The organism is Vibrio sp. B1-2, from assembly GCF_963888445.1.
Lineage (GTDB): Bacteria > Pseudomonadota > Gammaproteobacteria > Enterobacterales > Vibrionaceae > Vibrio > Vibrio anguillarum.
The window spans coordinates 343,991-363,639 of sequence record NZ_CAWPJH010000022.1; the positions used below are offsets into that span (position 1 = coordinate 343,991).

The 19,649-nt window shown below is 44.6% G+C and carries 14 protein-coding genes; 4 read left to right on the forward strand and 10 right to left on the reverse strand.

What is annotated here, in order from left to right; translation table 11 throughout:
- Positions 1–84: 84 nt before the first annotated feature.
- The 4 genes from AACQ75_RS09785 to AACQ75_RS09800 form a co-directional block, all read right to left on the reverse strand.
- Positions 85–1,281: a restriction endonuclease subunit S gene (locus AACQ75_RS09785; RefSeq protein ID WP_064626409.1), complete on the reverse strand. Its 1,197-nt coding sequence runs from the start codon at positions 1,279–1,281 to the stop codon at positions 85–87.
- Entirely contained in the window at positions 1,278–2,855 is a 1,578-nt protein-coding gene (locus tag AACQ75_RS09790) for a type I restriction-modification system subunit M (protein ID WP_064626411.1), read from the reverse strand. Before AACQ75_RS09790 ends, AACQ75_RS09785 begins: the two co-directional genes overlap by 4 nt.
- 165 nt (positions 2,856–3,020) lie before the next feature.
- Entirely contained in the window at positions 3,021–6,470 is a 3,450-nt protein-coding gene (locus AACQ75_RS09795) for a DEAD/DEAH box helicase family protein (RefSeq protein WP_064626413.1), read from the reverse strand.
- Positions 6,471–6,532: 62 nt separating this feature from the next.
- Positions 6,533–8,017: a sigma-54 interaction domain-containing protein gene (locus AACQ75_RS09800; RefSeq protein ID WP_064626415.1), complete on the reverse strand. Its 1,485-nt coding sequence runs from the start codon at positions 8,015–8,017 to the stop codon at positions 6,533–6,535.
- Between the two features lie 190 nt (positions 8,018–8,207).
- Between AACQ75_RS09800 and AACQ75_RS09805 the strand changes: the two genes are divergently transcribed.
- From AACQ75_RS09805 to cas6f, 4 genes are read left to right on the forward strand one after another with little or no spacing between them, the layout of a single operon-like run.
- Positions 8,208–9,392 carry a TniQ family protein gene (locus tag AACQ75_RS09805; protein WP_064626417.1) on the forward strand — a complete coding sequence of 395 codons (1,185 nt, stop codon included), beginning with the start codon at positions 8,208–8,210 and terminating at the stop codon, positions 9,390–9,392.
- The gene (locus AACQ75_RS09810; RefSeq protein WP_064626419.1) at positions 9,393–11,315 is read left to right on the forward strand and encodes a type I-F CRISPR-associated protein Csy2; all 1,923 of its coding nucleotides are present in this window, start codon (positions 9,393–9,395) and stop codon (positions 11,313–11,315) included.
- Positions 11,287–12,345 (forward strand): type I-F CRISPR-associated protein Csy3, encoded by a 1,059-nt coding sequence (gene csy3 / locus AACQ75_RS09815; protein WP_064626420.1) that lies wholly within the window; start codon positions 11,287–11,289, stop codon positions 12,343–12,345. The genes AACQ75_RS09810 and csy3 overlap by 29 nt, the downstream gene beginning before the upstream one ends.
- Positions 12,346–12,347: 2 nt before the next feature.
- Positions 12,348–12,947: a type I-F CRISPR-associated endoribonuclease Cas6/Csy4 gene (gene cas6f, locus AACQ75_RS09820; protein ID WP_064626422.1), complete on the forward strand. Its 600-nt coding sequence runs from the start codon at positions 12,348–12,350 to the stop codon at positions 12,945–12,947.
- A 376-nt stretch (positions 12,948–13,323) separates the two neighbouring features.
- On the opposite strand, the gene AACQ75_RS09825 is transcribed toward cas6f, so the two are convergent.
- The 6 genes from AACQ75_RS09825 to tssI form a co-directional block, all read right to left on the reverse strand.
- On the reverse strand, positions 13,324–13,530 hold the full coding sequence (locus tag AACQ75_RS09825; protein ID WP_064626423.1) for a helix-turn-helix domain-containing protein: 207 nt from the start codon (positions 13,528–13,530) through the stop codon (positions 13,324–13,326).
- A 496-nt stretch (positions 13,531–14,026) separates the two neighbouring features.
- On the reverse strand, positions 14,027–14,326 hold the full coding sequence (locus AACQ75_RS09830) for a type VI secretion system PAAR protein (RefSeq protein WP_064626425.1): 300 nt from the start codon (positions 14,324–14,326) through the stop codon (positions 14,027–14,029).
- Positions 14,327–14,336: 10 nt separating this feature from the next.
- The gene (locus AACQ75_RS09835; RefSeq protein ID WP_064626977.1) at positions 14,337–15,125 is read right to left on the reverse strand and encodes a glycosyl hydrolase; all 789 of its coding nucleotides are present in this window, start codon (positions 15,123–15,125) and stop codon (positions 14,337–14,339) included.
- 208 nt (positions 15,126–15,333) lie between these two features.
- On the reverse strand, positions 15,334–16,944 hold the full coding sequence (locus tag AACQ75_RS09840; RefSeq protein WP_064626426.1) for a hypothetical protein: 1,611 nt from the start codon (positions 16,942–16,944) through the stop codon (positions 15,334–15,336).
- Positions 16,934–17,722, reverse strand: coding sequence for a DUF4123 domain-containing protein (locus tag AACQ75_RS09845; RefSeq protein WP_064626427.1), 789 nt, complete (start codon positions 17,720–17,722; stop codon positions 16,934–16,936). The genes AACQ75_RS09840 and AACQ75_RS09845 overlap by 11 nt, the downstream gene beginning before the upstream one ends.
- The coding region (gene tssI, locus AACQ75_RS09850) for a type VI secretion system Vgr family protein (protein ID WP_170888560.1) at positions 17,722–19,649 on the reverse strand (1,928 nt) is incomplete at its 5' end. The genes tssI and AACQ75_RS09845, both read right to left, overlap by 1 nt.

A 19,649-nucleotide genomic window follows, 5' to 3' on the forward strand; every position in this document is an offset into this window, starting at 1 on the left:
TAAGCGATGTTATTTTCCGTTGTTTAAAATAGAAAGGGCCTAACCTTTGAGCAAAAAAGAGGCATCCGAAGATACCTCTGAAATTTATAGTTGGCCTGAAAAAGCTTTTTGGGAAAGTGCATCAAATATAGGCATGGAAACTTGCTGCTTAGATTTAGTCTCAAAACCAACGAGTTTTCTGTCTAATGCACAGAATTTCTTTTGCAGCTCCATTGGCGGCACAATCATAGATAAATTTTCGACTTGCTGCTTGGTCAAAGCCTCGCGTGTTGCGCCTCCAGAAGTCGCGATACTCATCATCATCTGCTTAAAACTCGTTGAAGTGAGAAGTCTCGTTGCAAACTCAGGTAAAAGCTGTTTTCTATCAGTTCTAACTATACAAACGTGCTGATTTACTCTGGCGGGCAATACATTACTCGGAACCATTGCACATCGACAAACAGATGCCCCTGTAATATTCAGTAAAATATCTCGCTCTTTAACTACAACATTTCTTAGTTTTTCAGCCTGTTCATCTGAAATAAAAGCAAGTTCTTTATAAACAAAGCTATTGTCATGCACATTAAGGCTTCTTATAAGTGAGATGCCTTCACTCAGATAAGCTTCCTTGCCTCCTCGTGGGGTTGAACCACTACCAAGTTTTGATGTTAGGTCTTTAAGCTTTTTAACCTCCCACCCCTTCGGGTTCGTTACTGGATCACCAAACATATCCAAAAACACGCTGCGTAAGAACTCATCGGCAAGGTTAATGGCTTGCTTGCGTTTCTGGCGAATGGCATCGGCTTTATCCAAAATGGCAGCGATGCGTTTTTGTTCTTCTAGTGGAGGAAGTGGGATCTGAAAAGTTTTCAAATCAGTTGCTGATAGATTCGGTTGAGCAGCGCCATTTTCATATAATTGAATCTCTCTTTCGCAAAGAAAGCTACCTAAGTAGTGCTTCAAATAATCGATGTTTATTTTCTCATTCACGCGAATGATCACAAGAGATGAAGCTATTGCCCCTTTCATATCTGAGTCAACCAATGCGAACTTACCTAGAGAGCCTCGCAAACAAAAAAGGATATCCCCTTTTTCGATTTTCCCGCTGTTCAATGAATTGAACTTATCCTCAGTTATGTAATTGAGCGCATCTGCATAAATAGTATGAACAAGGCTTAGATTACCAGCATTAATAAATGGGATACCCTCATCAACAAAAGAGCCTTTTGATGGGTAGTTTTTCCCTCTATCACCATTAATAAACTGGGCTACGTCTCCAAAGCTTACGACGGGCCAACTCATAGCATCGACTCCAACTCATTTAGGTCAGCTAGAATGTCATTCTCGAGGGCTTTGAGTTTGCTCAGAATCACTTTAGGTTCTTCATAGCTTTCTTGCTCGTACACCACTTCTTTATAACGGTTGATCGACAGGTCATATTTGTTCGACTTAATATCCTCTTTATCAACCAAGAAGGCTTTTTGAGTTTTGTCTGCCCATTGTTCGGTTGACTCACCTGCCATTACCGCAGCTTGATACGCTTTGTACTGCTTAACCAAGTCTGGCAAGTCGTTATCTTTGATTGGGGTACGCTTATCGTCTAACGAACGGCCATCGGCTTGCACGTCGTAGAACCAAACCTTGTTTGTGCTGCCACCTTTGGTGAAAATTAGGATCGCGGTTGAAACACCTGCGTAAGGTTTAAACACGCCACTAGGGAGTGAGATCACCGCTTCTAGCTGGTTATCTTCGATAAGGTGTTCACGCAGCATCTGGTGGGCGTTGGAGCTGCCAAATAATACGCCATCAGGCACGATGGTAGCACTGCGGCCACCCACTTTAAGCATGCGCTGAATTAACGCGACAAACAACAGCTCGGTTTTTTTGGTTTTGACTACTTTAAGCAAAGCAGGATCGACGTCTTCCTCATCCAAGCTGCCTTTAAATGGTGGGTTGGCGAGGATAATATCAAAGCCGTTTTTGGCCTCTGATGGGAAGCGTTCAATAAAACTCTGGCTTAGGGTGTCTTGGTAATGAATCCCAGGTTGTTTTACACCGTGCATCACCAAGTTCATTGCTGCAACGCGAAGCATAGTGGAATCAAAGTCAAAGCCGTGGAACATATCTTCATCAATGTGCCAACGGTTAGAAAGTAAGTCACCTGCGTACAGGGTGTTAAACACCGGGTTACCATACACATCAAGTACTGGCTTACCGTCGTTATCAAAAACTTGCTCTTTTTCTACCCCTTGCGGCGATGAGTACTTCTCTAGCAAGTATTCGTATGTAGTGGAGAGAAAACCACCGGTGCCGCAGGCCGGGTCACATACTCGGTGAGTTTCTTCGACATCAAGCATTTCAATCATGGCGCGGATGATATGACGCGGGGTGCGGAACTGGCCATTGATCCCTGCGGTAGTCAGTTTAGACAGCAAGTATTCGTACAAGTCACCTTTTACATCTTTGTTTTCCAGTGGCAGTTCACTTACCAACTCAACCGCTTTGACCAATAGCGATTGCTTTTGGATCATTAGCTGCGCATCTTTCATAAAGTCTGCAAACAGGGTGTCATCAGACGTGAGTTGTTTGAAATACGGAAAGAGTTCGTCTTTTACTAGTGGGTATAGCTTTTCTGCGCCAAGATGACGGAAGTTTTCCCAGCGGATGTGCTGCTTGTCATCAGGGAAACGGCGATTAAATGGCTTACCCGTGCGTGCGCTACGTTTTTCGTCGTTACGCTCGTTCATGTCTAGCATACGGGCGTACATCAAATAGGTAATTTGCTCAACTACGGTTAACGGGTTGGTGATCCCGCCCGTCCAGAACTCTTCCCATAGCTTGTCAATTTGGCTCTTTAATGCGCCTGATGTAATCATTGTCTATTCTCTGTATTCTTTTATGGAAATTGACGCGACAGGTTACTTATTTAGCCTTTCTTTTATGTGAGCTTTCTCATTGCTGAGAACTCCCTATTTTCTGAACGAACCAACGTCAATCGTAATGGGTTGTAGTGTACTTAGCCCGTTACCATTACCAAAGGCTTAATTCACCACTTTCTCCACACTTGCTTGTTTCTCGCCCAAGTGGACACTAAAGCGGCGAACAAACTGCTCAACCACATCCGCTTGCGCTGGGATTGGGAATACGCCATCCAAACCAGCATCATCAATCTGATTGAATGGTGCATTGTACAACTGTTCAATATCAAGGCTACCATAGCGACAAAGGTGATTTTTGAGCATGCCGATAAATCGTTGCTGCCGAGCGTTAAGGTGGGTATGCACCTGCTGGACAAAGGTGGTGAACTCTTTCTCGATTTGCTGCGCGTCCATGCCGACGATGGTGCGAAGGATCTGATCTAAGCCTGCTGATGATTCAGGGAAGAACTCTTTCAGGGTTTGCAAATCGACATTGGGATTCTGGGTATGCACCAGCGCGATCAAGGTGGCTAAGTCCGCCTCTGTCACAGTTTGGCCACTACGAATTTTTTGCAATACCTCGTTTGATTCAAACAAGGGGGACAAGGTTTTCTCCACCTCTTGGCGATAAATTTCATAATCGACGGTGGTGATATTGGTTTTTATCTCTTGTGACTGATAAAGGCCTCTATCTTCACGCACGTCAATAATTGGCGTTGCCATCGGCGCTGGGGCAATCCCCTTATCACGCAGGTGAATAATGCTGCGCAGGTTTTGTCGGCAAGATTCAACCACAAAGTAGTCCGCATCGCTAAGGTAGCTTGGCTGTTGTATTTGCTTAATAGTGCTGGCTTTGCTGCGCACCTCATTTAAGTGCATCGACAAGCTAGTCACCTTGTCCAAAATGGGCTGAGCTTCTATTTCAACCTTGCTTGGCTGTTGCAGTTTGGTCAGTTGCAACTGCAAAAGTTGAAGATCTAAGCGCAGTGCTTCACTCTCACCGGTGGTTTTTTTCCACTGCATCAGGGGCGCCATTTCTTCAAACAGTCGAGTTTTGGTATCGGGAGCCATCTGCATTAGGCGTTTTTCTTCACTTAGCTGCGCTTTTAGCTGCCACTTTTCCCGAACGGCGATGGTTTTATCGTTAAGTGAGTCGATGTCGGTTTTGATCTGTTGAACAACATCAGCAAAGATTTCTATTTCTGCTTTTTTGAGGGCTTCAACCGCAAGGATAAGTTTGGCCTCAAACACTTTTTGCGGCAGAGATTTACTTTGACTGCCTTCGTCTTCTTCTGGATTCATTTTGAAATAGTCAAAGTTGCCCCAATGATCGAAGATCAAGAAGTGCTTTTTGTCTAAACCCGCTCCGTAAAGGTTTGCACACAAACGCGTGCCGCGCCCGACCATTTGCCAAAATTTCACTTTGGATTTAATCGGCTTGGCAAACACTAAGTTAATACACTCAGGTACATCAATGCCCGTGTCTAGCATATCGACAGACACCGCGATGGTGATGTCGTCTTCTCTGCCTTCTGTGCTTTTGAAGTTATCGATAAGGTCTTCGGCGCGTTCATATTTTGAGTGGATCACGCGACAGAAGTTACCACCTAAGTCCGGATACATTTCATGGAACAGATCAGCCAATAGATCAGCGTGAGCAATGCTGCGAGCAAAAATAATCGACTTGCCCGGAAGCTGGTTGTCGGCATCTTTTAAGCCCTTTTCCATTAGGTTGCGAATGATCGCTCGGTTGGTGTCTTTGTTGAAGATGGCCTTGTCGATCAGCTTTGAGTCAAAATCTAAGCTGTTGTGATCGATGCCCTGCTCTTCTAGTTGTGCAATTTGCTCATCGCTGAGTTCACTTGCTTTGATGCCATCACGTAAAAATTGCGTGGTATGCGCCACCACCTTAAACGGAACCAAGTTTTTCTCTTCGATTGCTTGCTCAAGGGGGTAATTTGCCGTTGGCATTTTGTAGTCACAACCAAACAGCTGACTGGTTGAGCGTGAGACCATTTCTACTGGGGTGGCGGTTAAGCCCACTTGCAAAGCATCAAAATATTTAAATAGCTCGCCATACTTGTTGTAGATAGAGCGGTGAGATTCGTCAGCAATGATTAAATCGAAATGGCCAACATCATATTCTTCAAAGTTTTGGATCATGCCCGGATAGGTGGCTATCACAATACGCGCCTTTGCGGCGGCGGATTTTTTGCTTTTGCCTTTGATGTAAAGAGGCTCGTTGGTGTATTCGTTAAATGCGCCGCCGGCCTGCTTACGCAGCTCTTTGCGGTCACACAAAAACAGGATACGTTTGGCCCAGCCTGCCTCAAGCAAACGCTTAGCCAATGCAATAGATACGCGGGTTTTACCCGTGCCGGTTGCCTGAACCACCAGTGCTTTGCGGTGTTTATCAGAAAAACGTTCGCATATCCGTGTGATGCTTTCCATTTGATACATGCGCCCTGCGACCTTGGTATCAATTGGGGTTTCGTTAAGATCTTGTTTTAGCTCTCGCTGCTGAATCAAATATTGCAGGCTGTCTTTTGAGTAATAACCGAAAATTGAACGCGGCGCATAGCCTTGGGCATCATCCCAAATGTAGATTTCATAGCCGTTGGTGTAAAAAATAACCGGGCGTTGGCCAGTTTGCTTTGCCAGTGCATTGGCATACAGCTTTGCTTGCTCGCGTCCGGCTTTGGCGTCTGTGCGAGTGCGTTTTGCTTCAATTACCGCTAGCGGTTTGCCGTTGTCATCCCAAAGCACATAGTCGCAATAACCTTTCCCTGTCGGTGTTGGCTGGCCATCAACTTGGTATTCTTTTGACACTTGCTCGGTGCTTTCATCGTCCAGTGCAACGTCCCAGCCTTGACTGCGCAATTCGGCATCAATTAACCGCTTACGGGTTTCCGCCTCATTGAAGTCAAAACTGTTTTTCAAGCTAAGGGTATTTTGTTTTAGATTGTCGGCTTTGGCTTGATTGACCTGTTGTTTCAGTGAGGCCGCTTCTTTTTGTGCCGCTAATTGAGCTTGTTTGACGTCTTCCAGCTCTTTTATGGCTTGCTTAAGCACTTCATCATTCTGCTTAAGCTTCTCCTGTAATTGGCGATTCTTGCGCTTAAATTCGCCTTTTGATTCATCTACACCTTGGACATTCTCTGGTGTGGTAAAGTCGGGGCATTCTTCTCGTTTGCCTTCACCATAAGCAATATAAAGCCAACACCCAATGAAATAGGATTCTTTTAGTAACCAAATGGCATCATGCTGAGTGACATTGCCATCGTGAGCGGCTTTGTTTCCGCCTCGGCGAATAGCATGGAATTTATCCGCGATGGATTTATCAACGATGGAGGTAAATGAACCACTGATGAGTTTATCGTGCATAGAAGCATTGGGGGCAACAGGAAGGCGAAGCTCGTAATAGAGGTAGCCAACGATTTTTTCGACATAACAGCGCAGCTTAACTAATGCACTTTGAGGATCGCTCACTGCATAAGCCTCAGCAAATGCACCAAGCTCTGCCAATTCTGGCCAATCTTTTCTTAGATATTCAAAGTTCACTGACGTTTTCACTCTTATTGTACTCCTGACCTCAATGAGCAATGGGTATGCCAACCCTGCTTTAGCCTGCTTGCTTATTCTTCAATACCTAATTTTGTCATCCAGCCGCTTAACGTTTGATGACTCTTTAGACCTAGTGCTTCAGCTGCTTTGGATTTATTATTACGACTATACTCTAAAGCCGATTCGACCGCATCTTTCTTAATATTATCAATATATTGCTGTATATCTCCAGGCACAGAAAACTCACCCTGTGAAGATTGGTTTCTACCGGCACTTAATACTGACGATTGAAGGTCTTCGACAGAAATAGTATTCGACTCAGACCATAAAACCGCTCTATTTAATGTATTCCAAAGCTCCCTTATATTTCCGGGCCATGGATAAGACTTCGAAAAATTTATTGCATCAGCGGAAATTTTCTTACTTTCAAACAGAGGATGCTTTTCGGCCTGTTGGTTGATATCACTCATTAGTATTGATATGAGTTCTGGAATGTCTTCCGCTCTTGCTCTAAGTGGTGGCACTTCAATAACCCCGACGGCGAGTCGGTAGAATAAATCTTCCCGAAAGGCTCCTTGTGATGTCATCTGAAACAGATCCTGGTGCGTAGCCGCAATAATGCGAACATCAACAACCTTAGATTTAACGTCGCCGACTCTCGTGATTTCTTTTTGTTGTAGCGCTCTAAGTAATTTAACTTGGACATTGAGTGGCAGCTCGCCCACTTCATCTAGGAACAAGGTGCCGCCATTTGCCTGTTCAAATAACCCAGAGTGATCTTTATCAGCTCCGGTAAACGCCCCTTTGACATGACCAAACAGAATCGAGTCCACCAAGTTCTCAGGTAACGCACCACAGTTAACCGCTCTGAATGGTTTATCAGAACGAGAGCTTGCGTTGTGAATTGCTGTTGCCATGACTTCTTTGCCTGATCCACTTTCACCCAGTACAAGTGCAGGTAAATCAGATAATGCAAGTCTGTGAGCTTTTTTCACTAGAAGCTGCATGATTGTCGATTTTGCTGTTATAGCTTCAAAGGCCGAGCTTAATTGAGGGATATCTGATGTCAGTGACTGTATAGCGCTAGTGGAGGATTTGGTGTATTCCGTCGCGAAATCGACAGGTATATCAACCTCAATTAACTCACCTTTGGGCGATGTTTGAAGTAACTGGCATTTCGCAATGCTCTTGCCGAGTAAGACAGAAACAACCGTCATTGCCGGCGTTCCAGATGTGAGATTTAAATAAATGTGTTCCGAGCCAGCAGAAATCTTACTCAGCTGTTTTTGCATCACTTTAGTTATAGCTGAATAGTCTATTGGTGATGCTAATCGAACACGCTGAATAGTCACTGAAGTCTTGGAACGTCCCGCACAAGCCAGTTTTCTCTCCAGCCATTCTTTATAGTCGCACCATTCATCTTCCCATGTACTGGCAAGGATAATAATGCTGTCTAGAGCTTTACCTTTAAGAGCAATCGTTGCAATTGAAGCGGGATTATCCTGCTTCATTTGGTCAAGATCTGTTCTGCCAAGCCAACTGAGTAAAGTTGCCATTCTGACATCCGTAACTATTTTTACTTATGGGAACGGAGCTTACCGTATTACGCATTGAGTTGATATTCAATTACACTTAAATGCTACGCCAACATAAGCAAAATCAAAAAGTTGTGGCTGGCCTCTCAATCCCAAGTAAAACCCTGTTAATAGGGCCTTTACCTCCTATATTAGATTCAGGAGGAGCTCTATGTTTTTGCAAAGACCTAAACCTTATAGCGATGAAAGCCTCGAGAGTTTCTTTATTCGAGTTGCTAACAAAAATGGATATGATGATGTTCATCGCTTCCTAGAAGCCACCAAGCGCTTCCTTCAAGACATTGATCATCATGGCTATCAAACCTTTCCTACGGATATCACTAGGATAAACCCATGCTCGGCTAATAACAGTTCCAGAGCACGAACCGCCTCGCTCCTGAAACTTGCTCAATTAACGTTTAATGAGCCGCCAGAACTGCTCGGGTTAGCATTAAACCGAACAAACTTGCAATACTCGCCCTCAACAAGTGCTGTGATACGGGGCGCGGAAGTGTTGCCTCGCAGTTTGCTTCGGACTAACTCCATCTCTAGCTGTCCTTTGTGCTTACAAGAAAATGGCTACGCTTCTTATCTTTGGCATTTTAAGGGATACGATCACTGCCACATTCATAATATACCTTTAATTAACGCCTGTAGTTGTGGCGCTGAGTTTGACTACCGAGTATGTGGCTTAAAAGGAATTTGCAACAATTGCAAAGAGCCTATCACCACCAAGAATCAAGAGAATAGTTATGAGGCGACATCCACTGTTTCAAATTGGCTCGCTGGCAATGGCTCTCAAGATCTACCAGACATCCCTCGAAGCTACCGTTGGGGCTTGATACACTGGTGGATGAATCTTAATGACAACGAGTTCGACCATCTGTCATTCACCCATTTTTTCTCAAACTGGCCAAGATCATTTCATTCAATGATTGATGATGAAATTGAATTTAATCTAGAGCATGCCGTTGTCAGCACATCTGAATTACGATTAAAAGATCTTCTTGGTCGGTTATTTTTCCATTCAATTCGGTTACCTGAACGGAATCTTCAACACAATATCATCCTAGGTGAGCTTCTCAGCCACTTAGAAAAGCGTTTATGGCGAGACAAGGGATTAATCGCAAACCTTAAAATGAACGCCTTAGAAGCGTCGGTAATGCTAAATTGTAGCCTCGAACAGATTGCATCAATGGTTGAACAACGTATTTTGAAGCCAAATCGAAGAACCAAGCCCAATAGCCCTATTGAAACTACCGATTATTTATTTCATTTCGGAGATATTTTCTGTCTTTGGTTGGCTGAGTTCCAAACTGATGAGTTTAACCGTTCGTTCTATGTGTCGAGGTGGTAAATGCAAACTCTGAAAGAGTTAATCGAATCCACGCCTGACGACTTAACGACAGTACTTAAGCGAGCATTTCGTCCACTCACACCGCATATTGCAATTGATGGTAATGAACTTGATGCACTGACGATATTAGTCAATTTAACCGATAAGACTGATGATCAGAAAGACCTGCTCGACCGAGCCAAATGCAAGCAAAAACTTCGAGATGAAAAATGGTGGGCTAGCTGCTTAAATTGCGTTAACTATCGACAAAGCCATAACCCAAAATTTCCGGATATACGTTCTGAAGGCATTATTCGAACCGAAGCCCTAGGTGAGTTACCGAGCTTTCTACTCTCCTCTTCAAAAATCCCGCCATACCATTGGTCATACGCACATGATTCAAAATACGTCAACAAGAGCGTATTACTCACCAATGAGTTTTGTTGGAATGGGGTGATATCATGCTTGGCTGAGCTTCTTAAAAATGTTGATCATCCACTTTGGAAAACTTTAACGAAATTGGGTTGCTATCAAAAAACTCGCAAAGCAATGGCAAAAAAGTTAGCTTCAATTGCTCACATAACCATCAGTATGCCACTCGCCCCGAATTACTTGACTCAAATATCTCTCCCGAATAGCGATACGTCCTACATTTCACTCTCACCTGTTGCATCTCTATCAATGCAGAGCCACTTTTATCAAGGGCTCCAAGATGAATATCGGCATGCATCGACCACGCGGTTTAGCAGAGCCACCAACATGGGTGTCACTGCGATGACATGTGGCGGCGCATTTAGAATGTTAAAGTCTAACACCAAGTTTTCCATTACCCCTCATCATCGATTAAACAGCAAACGAAGCTGGTTAACGTCAGAGAATGTTCAATCATTAAAACAGTACCAGCGCCTTAACAAACGCCTCATACCTGAAAATGCGCGAAAAGCGCTCCGTAGAAAATACAAAATCGAGATTCAAAATATGGTCAGCGTTTGGTTGGCAATGCAAGACCACACCCTTGATTCAATCATTCTTGTTCAACATTTGAATCATGACTTATCTTGCCTTGGAGCCACAAAGCGTTTTGCATACGACCCAGTGATGACGAAGCTCTTTACTGAACTTTTGAAGCGAGCGCTCTCAAATTCGCTCAATGATAGTACGCACTATTCTAACGGTTCATTTCTAGTCCTACCGAACATCAGGGTTTGTGGCGCAACTGCTTTAAGCTCTCCGGTCACAGTAGGGATTCCGTCACTCACCGCTTTCTTGGGATTCGTTCACGCATTCGAACGCAAATTGAATAGATTAAATCCCACGTTTCGTGTCGAATCCTTTGCGATATGTGTCCACCAATTACATGTCGAAAAGCGAGGTTTAACAGCGGAATTTGTGGAAAAAGGCAACGGAACAATATCAGCTCCCGCAACCCGTGATAACTGGCAGTGTGATGTAGTGTTTAGTCTGATTTTGAACACCAACTTTGCTCGATGTATTGGCCAATCTACGGTAATTACATCACTACCAAAGCGATTTGCTCGGGGTTCGGCAAAGATTGCGATTGACGACTTTAAATATATCAATTCATTCTTAGCAATAGAAAAAGCGATCCAATCTCTGCCGAGCAAAACAGGAAGATGGTTATCACTATACACAGAACCAATTAATGATGTAGGCGAACTATTGGCTGCCCTGAAAGAAGACAATCAGCTCATGGCAAGCTGTGTCGGTTACCACTTGTTAGAAGAGCCCAAAGATAAACCAAACTCTCTCAGAGGTTACAAACACGCTTTCGCTGAGTGCATCGTTGGTCTAATTAAATCAATTACTTTGGATCCAATTACCGATGCCAGCACCATTTTATGGTCGCTAAATAATCACCAAAACTACCTAGTGGTACAACCAAGGAGTATCAACGATGAAACTACCGACGAGTCTAGCCTATGAGCGATCTATCGACCCATCAGATGTCTGCTTTTTCGTCGTCTGGCCCGATGATAAAAAAACACCTTTAACTTATACATCTCGCATTCAGCTCGGGCAAATGGAGGCGGCATCATTAGTCTATGATCCATCAGGTCAACCAAAAACAAGTGCTACAGCAGAGGCTTTGGCTCAAGGAAACCCTCATCAGGTTGATATATGCCGTGTTCCGTTTGGCGCTAGTCATGTCGAATGCTGCTTTTCCGTCTCGTTTTCTTCTGAGCTACGCAAACCGTATAAATGTAATTCAAGCTCAGTCAAACAAACATTGGTACAACTTATCGAGCTGTACGAAACGAAAATCGGCTGGACTGAGCTAGCTACCCGATACTTGATCAATATATGCAACGGCGCATGGCTGTGGGAAAATACCCGCAAAGCTTATTGCTGGAACATTGAAATAGCACCTTGGCCATGGAACGGGAACAAGGTTAAATTTGAAGATATCCGTAGTAGCTACAGGTCACGACAAGACTTTGAAAGTCATAAAGATTGGTCGGCCATAACAAAAATGATCAAAACCGCTTTTTCTAGCTCTAATGGGCTGGCGATATTTGAAGTCAAGGCCACCTTGCACTTGCCAACTAATGCTATGGTGCGGCCAAGCCAAGCTTTCACGGAAAAAGAAAGTGGCAGTAAAAGCAAATCGAAATCTCAAAACAGTCGAGTTTTTCAGAGTACAACGATTGATGGCGAACGTAGCCCAATACTAGGTGCCTTTAAAACTGGAGCGGCCATTGCTACCATTGACGACTGGTATCCTGGGGCAACTGAGTCACTTCGGGTCGGAAGGTTTGGCGTTCATCGCGAAGATGTCACTTGCCACCGTCATCCGTCTACAGGAAAGGATTTTTTCTCGATACTGCAACAATCAGAGCACTATATTGAAGTGTTGAGCGCCAACAAAGCTGCCGATCAAGACACTATCAACGATATGCACTTCTTAATGGCAAACTTGATTAAGGGCGGGATGTTCCAGCACAAAGGGGACTAAACATGAAATGGTATTACAGAACAATCACGTTTCTTCCAGAGCGATGCAACAACGAGACACTTGCTGCAAAGTGCCTCCGCGTTTTACATGGATTTAACTATCAGTATGAGACACGAAATATCGGCGTTTCATTTCCTCTTTGGTGTGATGCGACGGTTGGAAAGAAGATTTCATTTGTCAGCAAGAACAAGATAGAACTCGACTTACTGCTTAAACAGCACTATTTCGTCCAAATGGAACAACTTCAATATTTTAATATATCAAACACTGTTCTTGTACCCGAAGATTGTAAATACGTTTCATTTAAGCGCTGTCAATCCATAGATAAAGTCACACCAGCTGGGCAGGCAAGGAAAATTAGACGCCTGCAAAAACGTGCTCTATCTAGAGGCGAATCGTTTGACCCGTCATCTTTTGCTCAAAAAGAGCATACTGTAATAGCGCACTACCACTCACTTGGGGAATCCAGCAAGCAGACGAACCGCAGCTTTCGACTCAATATCAGGATGATCTCGGAGCAACACCGTGAGGGGAACTCGGTTTTTAGTAGCTATGGCTTGTCAAATTCAGAAAACTCGTTTCAACCTGTGCCCTTAATCTGACCCTTATTTTCCAACTCGTTACAACCATATGAAATCATTAGTTTTTTATATCCTGCAAGAAAAAAGGGTAAAAAGCACTTCTTAACATCTAATTAGTTGAAAATAATGAGCTAAACTTTAAGTGACAGCTGTGAACTGCCGAGTAGGCAGCTGATAATACAAGAGCAAGCAACCACCATTAGTGCGTTGGGTGAACTGCCGAGTAGGCAGAGTGCATCCACAACATCAACACCGTTGTTTTCCAAACAGCCGCTCGGCTGTTTGTTTAACTCCCCAATGAGGACTATAATCCTCCACACTGCTGCAAAGTAGTTGATAACAAACGAACCACCTTCATTCGAGTACAAGAGCACTTTACTGCTGAATAAGTAGCTAACTACGGAAGAAGCTCTCTAACATCACACTCAAGCACCTGCGCTAATTGATAGGCTTTTTCGAGTGTGATGTTCACTTCTCCTCGTTCAATCCTGCCAATACAACTCCGAACGATATCGGCCAACAAAGCTAGTTGGTCTTGAAAAACCTTTTTGTCCCTGCGTTTTCCGCGTAAATTGGCACCAAAGCACTTTGCTAGTTCTTTCATTTAATAGGTGACTGATTTGCTCAACAACGCCGTTCGAATCCACTATAAAACAAAGTAAACTTGCGACACAGCCTACAGCTTTAGACTACGCAGAGAGCCTCGGGTATCTCTGCTTTTTCTTAACGTTACTATCTACTGTCTAGCCAGAAGTAATAGTATCAATTTGAACTTGGCATAATTGTAAAGCAGCCCATCGAGGATATGTAATAAGCCTAGGTATTTTCCCCTCCCATATTTGGTGATAAAACAGCTGGCACTACACACAGAATACGTTTCCTCGTCAAAGCGAATGACAAACACTCTGTAGCCGTACGACAAAGCCATAGACATTATCTGTGGCTTTGTCGTACCTGACAGAAAGGCCATTTGTGCAAGAGACCCTTGCACAATTTGGGAAACTGCGTGTTTCACTAATCATGGCTCTAAATTGGTCTACAACCTGTTGACCTAATTATTGTATAGAGAAAACGGCTAGCTTTAGCTGACCGTTGTTTCCTTACCCAATCATCACATCCGATGATGCGGAGGCGATGGTGCCTCCACAATCAATCGCATCGCCTAAACGGGCGGCGGGTTTGCCATCAATCAGCACCCCACTTGAACCACCAGAAATACTGCGTGGGTGGCTACCGTGGGGTTTTTCAGAGCATGGGCAGCCATGATCTTGCAGTGTATCTCCTTGACGCACCGCGGGTTGACCATTAATAAACACACCACTACTGGCAGAAATAATCGGCGTTGGCGGAAAGCAATCATGCTCTGAGCCTATATCACCTAATCTTGCGGCACCGGGCATCTTGGCTCTCCTAGCGTGATATGACGATTCGTCCATCGATCATGGAGAAGTAGGGGGTAGGTGAATAGACGAGGTCGTTCTTAGTAGAACCAATCCTTAAAGGAGAATGACCTCTCGTATCTTCTAGTCTTACTAATCGACCTCCCATATAACTTTTTAATTTATATTCATGCCATTCACGCCTAGGTCTGACTTCTCCATCACCATATCTTTCAAAGGTCGATTCAAAACCGACAGCATCAAAAAATTCATCAGGGGTTGAATAGTAGGCTTCGGCCATCGCTTTCTCTCTGTTGGAGAGAGACCAAGCCATTTTTAGCCCTTCAAAATCGCGTTTTTCCATTAATGTTAGGAGATTGGTATAAGTACGGTAGAGCTGTTTCATCTGCTCTGGGTTGTCTTCACGAATTGGCGTTGCATTCACCCAGCGCCAACGCGGGATAGTTTTAATATAAATCGGACGAGTAAAGTTGGTTAAGCGGTGAGATGTAACACCATCGACATTTACTAACGGAGTTTTATGGTTATCTGGGTAGATTGTTGAGATTTTTACGTTTGGCTTACCATCGATAATGGTCGCTGTTAGGTTAGAAAGTTCTTGTTTGGTACCATCAGGAAAAGCGCCAAAGATAGTGAGATCACAACGATCTCCTTCGTGATAAGTAAAGTCGCCGTTGTATGCACCGACAGGAACTGTTCCAATGCTAAATTCGTTCTCTCCTGGCTGTAAAAAAGCGGTCGCATTAAATCCAGATGAAAACGTGCCAGAGTCAGAGCCGAGATTATCTAATTGCTCCATGCCGTTTATCATTCCACCACAAAAGATGGTTTTTGAATTGATGTTCGCCGTGTAGAGCACTGGCGGCTTTTCACCTTCGTTATCGATGCTGATCGCAACGGTGGAAACTTGCTCTCTGATATCCATTAGTTCCTCGTCATTCCCTGTACAGCCACTCAGTAATAGCAGGGTTAATAGGGTTAAATATTGTTTCTTCATTAGACTCTTCTTATCCGCCAATTAAGGTTGTGCGACAGCGGGAATTGGTTTCACTTAATGCCTTGGCCCAAATCCACTCTTTGGTATATGTGTTTTTGGCACTTACTTCAACAGAGTTTTCAGAACTTCCCCAGCCGCCCCAAAAGCCGCTGTTTCCTTTGGTTGACTCTGTTCCTTCTTTAGCAACATCTCCTGATATCTCAATTGTTACTTCAGCCTTAATCCCGTTGTGGAAAAAAATTAGCTCTACAAGGGGGTTTTTGTCTTTAATTTTGCTTCTTAGAGCAATTTTTCCTTCAGCAATCACCTTTGCTTTTAATAAAAATGCCCCTTTCACGACCCAAACTTTTGCCCCCCCTCTTAAATTGACTAAAGAAGAGATCGTGACCGTTGCCACCTGCGAAAGATCATAATTGGCGGGTTGAGCAGAATTGAAAGTAACTGTGCCGGAAGCATCAAGCTTTGTGGCGAGTGAAATGAAAAACTCTGCACCTGCGTAAGCACCGATTTCTCCCGCTTTAACTTTGTCTTCTAGACTTTTGGCTTGTTCTTGAATTTCTGCGACAGCCTTTTCCATTTTAAAGTATGCTGCCGCCGCCAAAATTAAGTCGAGGCTGATTTTTAAGTCCAACAGAGGATCGAGCTTTAAGGTTACATTACCGGTCGTCACGACTTTTGAATCGACAATCTCACTGCTTCTCTTGCCCTCTAGGACAAGTTTGGGTGGCCCAAAGTCAAGACTGACCAGTTTTACTTTGTCCGCTCCAGTATTTTGGTAAGTACCATTTTTTAACTGCTCAACGATGCCAATGATACCGTTAATCAAGCTCCATTGTTCTCGGAAATTTTCAAAGGAGTCTTGTATGTTTTTGACGTTAACCAAATTGCTTTTAGTCATTGTCTTTGATGCCGAGTACTCGGTTTTTGAACTTCCTTGAGATACGGTCAACGTGCCAGAAAGATTAAATTTCTTTTTGATCTCTTGAGTGGGTATCGGAGTGCCATCATGCATCCCCTTTTTTTGACGCTCTATATATTGCGTATATCTTTGTTCATCAGTTAGATTGGATTTTGAGCCGGAATAGTCCAGAGTTAGCTTCGATTCAATGTCTACCTTTGGATAGACATCAATGTAAGTGTCATAGGGGAGCTCTCCCAACAGATATTGAATAGGTGGTGTAAGCCACTGTGTTTGCATCGTTTGTGGTTTTCCCGCACATTGAGTAATGCATACTTTATATCGAGTATAGGGGATCCCTGTATATCCATCTTGAGCCAATAAGTATTGTATTGCGTTAAACAAGCCGACTTCTTGTCCTGATTTTTGACGATAAACCAAGGTATGGTCTTTACATTGCGAAGTCGAAAGCGCTTCTGAGAAAGAGCGTTCGTCCGACAAGTAACCTGTTGGGCATGTGGTCAGATTGTTGGTGCATTTTCCTTCTATCGCAATGTTGACTTTGGTTCCTTGTCCTTTATCGACAAGCTTAATGTTCGAAATTTTGTTATCGCCATTTTTAAACTCGAATAGTCCTGCATCGCTAGTGATTTGGTAGCGAACTAAACAATCGCCTTTTAGATTACAGCGGCAGGCAACACCTGCCGGGTGTTTACATGACATGAGTTGTCCTTACTTCAGACTGAAGACGCATGATTCGATAATCCGCTGGATATTGAGTGTTCGACAACAGTGTTTGCCACGGCTTGGGAAAGTTAAGCAGGCTAGTAATTTTCTCATCTGAACACCACTGTGCAACCCTTTTGATGTGAGTTGGAAGGGAGATCTCCCATTCAATCAATTGGTTGACCAGCGCTTCGCTAAAAACTTTGTCCGTATCGCCAACAATGCTGGCAACTTCATCGACCAAGTTTTGCTCACACTGAGCAAGAATGGCTTGATAGTGAATGCGCTCTATTGGAAACGGTGTGAATGTTTCATACCCAAATCGGCGATAGGGTGTCAGCAATGGCTCGAAGTCTGACGCACGTTGTTGTGGGAATGTGGTATGAACGCTCTGTATCGGGCCGAGGAAGTGGTTTAGCCAGAGTGGCTCAAATCCATCGAGTACAGCCCATAATACTCGTGGATCGTAGTAACGAAAAAAGAGCCGCTCTTTGGTCTGTAGGATCTCAATATTCATCAGACGACGAAGATGAGCGCGAAGCGTCTTGTGGCCATGCTCTGATTGAAGGAAAAATCCCCAAGGGGCATTTTTCGTGGTGAGCTGCGCGGTAAGCTCTGGGGTCATGAGCACCAGAAAAGGAGCCACTAGGGCAAAGTCTTCTTCGATTGGCTCTGGAAATAAACACCAATGCTCGTTATTCGACTCTTTTACTTCGGCAATAAACTCAGGAGCCACGGTTCGATCCACTACGGCATAATTGACTAAATGACGCATCAGCTCATCTCCGGGCAGTTAGCGACAAAAGCGCTCCCAGCTGAGGCGGCCGCTTCTAAAACCTCCGCGCTTGAAGGAAGGGCTAGTGAGCCGGGGGAGCCTCCCGATTTAATCAAGATGGTGCCACCATCTATCGCAACGCCACTGGCATCAATCACCACAAAACTTCCGCCAACTTGTAGGGTAATTTTGCTGCCACTTTTTATCGTAATGTCGCCGTCGGCACTGACCCCGATGGCACCCGCAATTTTGCGTGCCAAATCACCACCAATCGATTCGTGTTTATCTCCCTGAGTATCAGAGACATAGTTACCTTTTGTAACCTGGCTTTGTGAGCCATCCACCGTGAGCTTGCGGTCATTAGCGACGACATGCATGTCATCATGACCAATACTCACACTCTGGTCATAGTTGATGCGGGCATGATGAGAGTTCTCGACCTTCACTTGCATATCTTTTTGCGCGTGCACATACACCAACTCTTGCCCAGCTTGGTCTTCAAAGCTCAGTTCATTAAACCCTTCGCCTTGGTGGGTTTGCGTGCGCAACACGGTTTTGGTTTTATGGTCGGGCAAGACGTAAGGCGACGTATTGGTCGCGTGGTACGTGCGCCCAGTGACAATCGGTTGGTCTGGGTCGCCATGAAGAAAAGACACAATCACTTCATGACCAATACGAGGAATGGCCATCATGCCATATTGTCCTCCTGCCCATCCTTGAGACACGCGCACCCAGCATGAGCTCAGCTCATTCCCCTCAGACTCTCTATCCCATGGAAAATGCAGTTTGACCCGGCCATGCTCATCACAAAAGATTTCCTCACCGTCTGGGCCAACCACTTTCGCCATGCACGGGCCATCCACTTGTGGTTTGGGTTGCGGCGTGGCTCGCCACGTCACATGGGCGGGTATCACGGTGAAATGGTTGGAGTAGGTCGTCGCGCCACTGCCCCCCGATTCTTCGAGGGCTTGAGGTTGGCTCCCGGTATGGACAATACTCACCACGACCCAATCACGGTTAAAGCGCGGGTCTAAGTGGTCTATGAGGTCAAACTTTGTCCCTGCGCGTAAACGAGGCTCATTACTGGCGCCTTGCGCGGTGTGCGCTTCACGGCGTAAATACTCTAAACGAATTTGATTGAACGCCTTACCGCTCACATCGTCTTTAAAGCGGCCAGGAAAATCAAAATGCTCATAGTTCGGCTGTTGGTAATTCATCTCCGTACCACGAGCGTTTTGACTGAAACTGTAAGCAGGTTTTTTAAAGTTGTAATCGGCTAATTGGCTCTGCGCCACATGCGATTGAGTGTATTGAGCCCACTTGGACACATAAGGTGTGTCGGCTACCCCTCCAGACAGGGCATTCCAAGGCACCGGGCTATCGAGTTTGCTTAAGCTTTGGCTGTCATCACTGAAAAATAACGTGTGCTTACCAGCCTGATGAACAAAGTGATACACCAACCCCTCTTCGGCGGCTAAGCGATGCAAGAAATCAAGGTCGGTTTCACGGTACTGAACACAAAATTCACGTTGAGCACACTCGCGTTTGAGTGAAAAGGCGTAATCACTGATGCCCATCTCTTCAAGTAAAACGGAAAGGATTTCAGGCACCGTTTTAAGCTGGAAAATACGGCTGTTATGGCGCAGTGATAACCGCTCTAATGCAGGGACTAAAGTCAGCGAATAGTGGGTGTGGCTGTGACCGGTATCTCCGATACCAAAATGGCGAACAATGCCATGCACGTACTGAACCACCTGACCATTACGGATAACCGCAAGCTGGGCGTTTTTATCCACCACATCCATCGCACTGAGCGTGGATTGACGACTCGCCAGCTCAATGTGATAACGAAACCCATAACAAGGCTCACCATTGACCTGTCGCGTGTCCGATAACGACTCCTGACCTTGATAGTCTCGCACTACAA

Bases quoted from the DNA above. Each gene is read 5' to 3' on its own strand.
- AACQ75_RS09810 (WP_064626419.1), top strand. From the start codon at position 9,393: ATGCAAACTCTGAAAGAGTTAATCGAATCCACGCCTGACGACTTAACG.
- AACQ75_RS09835 (WP_064626977.1), bottom strand. From the start codon at position 15,125: ATGGAGCAATTAGATAATCTCGGCTCTGACTCTGGCACGTTTTCATCT.
- AACQ75_RS09785 (WP_064626409.1), bottom strand. From the start codon at position 1,281: ATGAGTTGGCCCGTCGTAAGCTTTGGAGACGTAGCCCAGTTTATTAAT.
- csy3 (WP_064626420.1), top strand. From the start codon at position 11,287: ATGAAACTACCGACGAGTCTAGCCTATGAGCGATCTATCGACCCATCA.
- AACQ75_RS09825 (WP_064626423.1), bottom strand. From the start codon at position 13,530: ATGAAAGAACTAGCAAAGTGCTTTGGTGCCAATTTACGCGGAAAACGC.
- cas6f (WP_064626422.1), top strand. From the start codon at position 12,348: ATGAAATGGTATTACAGAACAATCACGTTTCTTCCAGAGCGATGCAAC.
- AACQ75_RS09805 (WP_064626417.1), top strand. From the start codon at position 8,208: ATGTTTTTGCAAAGACCTAAACCTTATAGCGATGAAAGCCTCGAGAGT.
- AACQ75_RS09840 (WP_064626426.1), bottom strand. From the start codon at position 16,944: ATGTCATGTAAACACCCGGCAGGTGTTGCCTGCCGCTGTAATCTAAAA.
- AACQ75_RS09845 (WP_064626427.1), bottom strand. From the start codon at position 17,722: ATGCGTCATTTAGTCAATTATGCCGTAGTGGATCGAACCGTGGCTCCT.
- AACQ75_RS09800 (WP_064626415.1), bottom strand. From the start codon at position 8,017: ATGGCAACTTTACTCAGTTGGCTTGGCAGAACAGATCTTGACCAAATG.
- AACQ75_RS09790 (WP_064626411.1), bottom strand. From the start codon at position 2,855: ATGATTACATCAGGCGCATTAAAGAGCCAAATTGACAAGCTATGGGAA.
- AACQ75_RS09830 (WP_064626425.1), bottom strand. From the start codon at position 14,326: ATGCCCGGTGCCGCAAGATTAGGTGATATAGGCTCAGAGCATGATTGC.